Source organism: Turicibacter sp., assembly GCF_017941855.1.
GTDB classification, from domain to species: Bacteria; Bacillota_I; Bacilli_A; order MOL361; family Turicibacteraceae; genus Turicibacter; species Turicibacter sanguinis.
In genome coordinates this window covers 1-3921 of the sequence record NZ_JAGAVR010000061.1, presented here as the reverse complement: position 1 = coordinate 3921, position 3921 = coordinate 1, and the positions used below count along the sequence as shown (strand labels likewise).

Sequence of the window (3921 nt, the reverse complement as noted above, 5' to 3'; positions counted from 1 at the left end):
TGAGGTGAAGATGTAGTTGATGAGGTGTTGCTTGAGGAACTACCTGATGAGCTATTTGATGTGCTACTTGAACTTTCAGTTTGCTTACCAGCTTGATAACTTCCTGGTTCTTTATTGACTGAGACACCCTCTTCACTTAAGGTTACGATAATGGTTCCTTGCTCATCCGTTCGATAAACAGGAATTCCTAGGTTTTTAAAACGGTCCATGACTTCGGCATCCGGGTGACCATATTGATTATTGGCTCCTGCCATGATGACAACATGTTCTGGTGTAATGCGATTTAATAAAGAAGCTGTATTACTTGTACTTGAACCATGATGACCGGCTTTAAATAAATCAACATCCCCAATAGTTGTGAGGGTTGCTTCGACTTGGCTTTCAGCATCTCCGAAGTGGTTTGCATGGAAATGAGTAATAATTAAATATTCTAATCCAGTAACCTCTTGATTTTTAAGATATGATTTAACTTTTGCATCATCATCACAATCACCAGCATCGATTAAAGCAAATTGTCCATTATTTTCAATAACTGTTATAGAAAATGGAATCAAAACAAAAAGATTAATCTGAGTATAGCAAGTAGTTGCTATATTGAGATTAATCTTTGTTAGATTTGCATATTCAATTGACAACAGTTCTAATGCTTCTTCTACTGTTAATCACAGTTAGAAAATAGTCAGCTTTAGGAGAAATTACATTCTATATATTTTTATTGACTGCTCTATTTGTTTTTTATTCAAGATTTATTCTAGATTAAACTTATTTTTAGAATTAAAATCATCCGGATATCTTACCGAAATAGTTAATTTTTTATTTTGGTCGATTCCTGCATAAAAAACATCTTCAATCTTATGTATATTCTTCCGTTTAAGTTCAGATTGTGGCCACTTTTTATTTATATTGGCCATTTCAAGATTCTTATCAATGAGTTTTCCATCAATTATAATATCATTTACTAAAGAAACGCTCTCGACCTTTAAATTCAAATCATCTGGCGTGACAGGTTTTTTATTAGCTTTTATTAAAACTGACAATTGGCCATTACTCTCCATTATTGCAAATTGTACATCCTCTAAAGCGAAAACATCCTTTTCTCTTAACTTCATCATGAGTTCATTTATTGTAAGTCTAAACTTTCTCATATTTTTATCAACAATGCGACCATTCTCAACTAATATCAAAGTTTTAGCATTTATTATTCTTCTGGCTGCATAACTTTTTAAATTTAAATAACTAGTTGATATCGTTAACAATGTAAAGATTATTAATGCTATAATTCCTGAAAAAACCACATGATCTTTATCAATTATAATTTTGGCAATTATCGAACCAAAAGAAATCCCTACTATAAAATCAAAGAAATTCATTTGTGAAATAATCTTAACGCCAATTAATTTACTGAGAAATAATGCTAAAATATATATTAAAATACCTTTAACTATCGTGCTAACAAATATACTACCATACATCATCCAATGTTCTCCTTACCTGAAGTATAATTATATTGTAAGCAAGAGAAGTCATTTTATTCATTGCCAATTATATTATAGAATCAAGAATATTAAATTCAAATTTTAATAGATTGTCAAATAAAATGTTCTTTGATTGCGATTTATAAATTAGGAATATCATCAAGTTGTAATTGCTTTAAGTCAGCTAGAATTAAGGTTTCTAATTCTCCATCTAGGCGAAGGAATATGAATTTTAAACATTTTGTAAACTCTTCGTTCTTGGCCATCAAGAGTTTCAAATTTTTGTTTTTTTATTTGTCTTTTTAGACATTTTCTAAAAAGGTGATTTCCAAACACTTGGAAATCACCTTTTTGATTAAAGAATGTTTTTTAGACTTTCTAAGGATGAGGTTGGGGCCTGACAAGTCCCATTTGAACAAAGATAGTACGTTGGTTGATCAACGATTGGGTAGTCTTTTGTGTATGGTGCGAGTTTTGAGAGTTGGGTTTGATTTTCAGGTGTCTTAAATAAAAGGGTGGTATTAAAGTGAGGTGTTTCATTCAGTTGTTTGAGAATCTCTTTAATTTGTTCTTGTTTTGGCACACTGATCATGAGTTCTTTGGTGTCACTTAGCGCGAATAAAGCAGCGATTAAGTAGAAGGTATGATTCATTTCATAGTGCTTCACTTGTTTGGCTAGGTACTGAATTTGTTTTTCAGCTTCTGTTTCAAATAAGGTATCACCTGTGAGTTTGGCTAGACGAATGAGATTGTATGCGGCGACTGAATTACCAGATGGCATAGCTCCATCATATAACTCTTTTGGTCTTAGCATTAAGGTTTCAGCATCATGTCCCGTTAGATAAAATCCACCCGCTTCATCTTTGAATAAGTCTAACATCTCTTTGTTTAATTGAATCGCTAGTTCTAAATACTCCACTTCTGCGGTACTTTGATGGAGTTCGATTAATCCGTATGACAAGAAGGCATAGTCATCAAGATAAGCTTTAAAATGACTCTCCCCTTCTCGGTATCTCGCTAAGAGTCGTGTTTCATCAAAGAGGTGTTGTTTAATAAAGATGACAGCTTTTGAGGCGGCATCTAAGTAAATCATCTTTTGTGTTTGCCCATAGAGTTTAGCAAAGGCGGCAATCATTAAGCCATTCCAAGAGGTTAAGATTTTATCGTCTTTATGAAGATGTGTTCGTTCTAATCGGTAGGTGAGTAATGTTTCACGGCAGGCCTCTAGTTCTTTGATGTCTAGTTCTAGTTTTTTATGATGCAGTCGATTTAAGATATTTTTTCCTTCAAAGTTCCCCTCTTCTGTGACATTATAAAACTCATTAAACCAGTGTCCCTTTTCAGGTCCTAGAATCTGGATGATTTCTGCTGGCGTGAAGACATAGAATTTACCTTCTTCCCCTTCACTATCCGCATCTTCTGCACAATAAAATCCACCTTCAGGACTAGTTAATTGAGTTAAGACATACTCTGCGGTTTGCATCGCAATACTTAGGTAACGAGGTTCACGCGTCACTTGATAGGCTTCAGTATAACTAATCATAAGAAGCGCATTATCGTATAGCATTTTCTCAAAATGAGGAACGAGCCAGATTTCATCCGTTGAATAACGTGAAAAGCCATACCCAAGATGATCAAAAATTCCACCTTTGTACATGTGATCGAGTGTTTGAGTCACCATGTCTTGGACAGGCTTGTCCTTTGTTTGTTCATCATAACGAAGCAAAAACATGAGTTTGTGCGGCGTCGGAAATTTTGGTGCGGTTCCAAAGCCACCAAATCGTGGATCATAGCTTTGCTTTAGCTGATTGACCCCGTTTTGAATAATGGCCATGGATAAAGAATCCCCTTCAGTCTCTATTCCTTCTAGGTCTTTGAAGTGAGATTCAATCTTTTTGGTAATGTCCGTTACTTTAGCTCGATGATGATTCCAATTGAAGTCAATGGTTTTTAAAACATCGAGAAATCCTGGTCGGCCATAGCGGCTTGTTTTTGGAAAATAAGTTCCCGCATAAAAAGCTTGTTGAGTCGGTGTCATGAAAATGGTGAGTGGCCATCCCCCTTGTCCGGTTAAAGCTTGGCAAATACTCATATAAACCGTATCGATATCGGGTCTTTCTTCACGATCCACTTTAATCGAGATAAAGTGTTCATTTAAATAGGTGGCAACGTCCTCATCTTCAAAAGATTCATGCTCCATGACATGACACCAATGACAAGTTGAGTACCCGATGCTTAAAAAAATGGGTTTGTCTTCTTCTTTTGCTTTGGTAAAGGCTTCATCATTCCAAGGATACCAGTTGACAGGATTATAGGCATGCTGTAAGAGATAGGGGGATTTTTCATGTATTAAATGATTGGCTTGTTTCGTCATATCTTCACTTCCTTCAGAATTGTTGTCTGAATTAGTTTGAGTCATTTTGGCGGAGATATGATAAATAATAAG

At 34.9% G+C, this 3921-nt stretch carries 3 protein-coding genes; all 3 read right to left on the bottom strand.

Features of this window, described 5'->3' with window-relative positions; translation table 11 throughout:
* On the bottom strand, positions 1 to 635 hold a 635-nt coding region (locus tag J6D32_RS08060), incomplete at its 3' end, for a ComEC/Rec2 family competence protein (RefSeq protein ID WP_287467525.1).
* Between the two features lie 111 nt (positions 636 to 746).
* Positions 747 to 1475 (bottom strand): DUF421 domain-containing protein, encoded by a 729-nt coding sequence (locus tag J6D32_RS08055; protein WP_006785098.1) that lies wholly within the window; start codon positions 1473 to 1475, stop codon positions 747 to 749.
* Between the two features lie 355 nt (positions 1476 to 1830).
* The coding region (locus J6D32_RS08050; RefSeq protein WP_287467524.1) for a thioredoxin domain-containing protein at positions 1831 to 3921 on the bottom strand (2091 nt) is incomplete at its 5' end.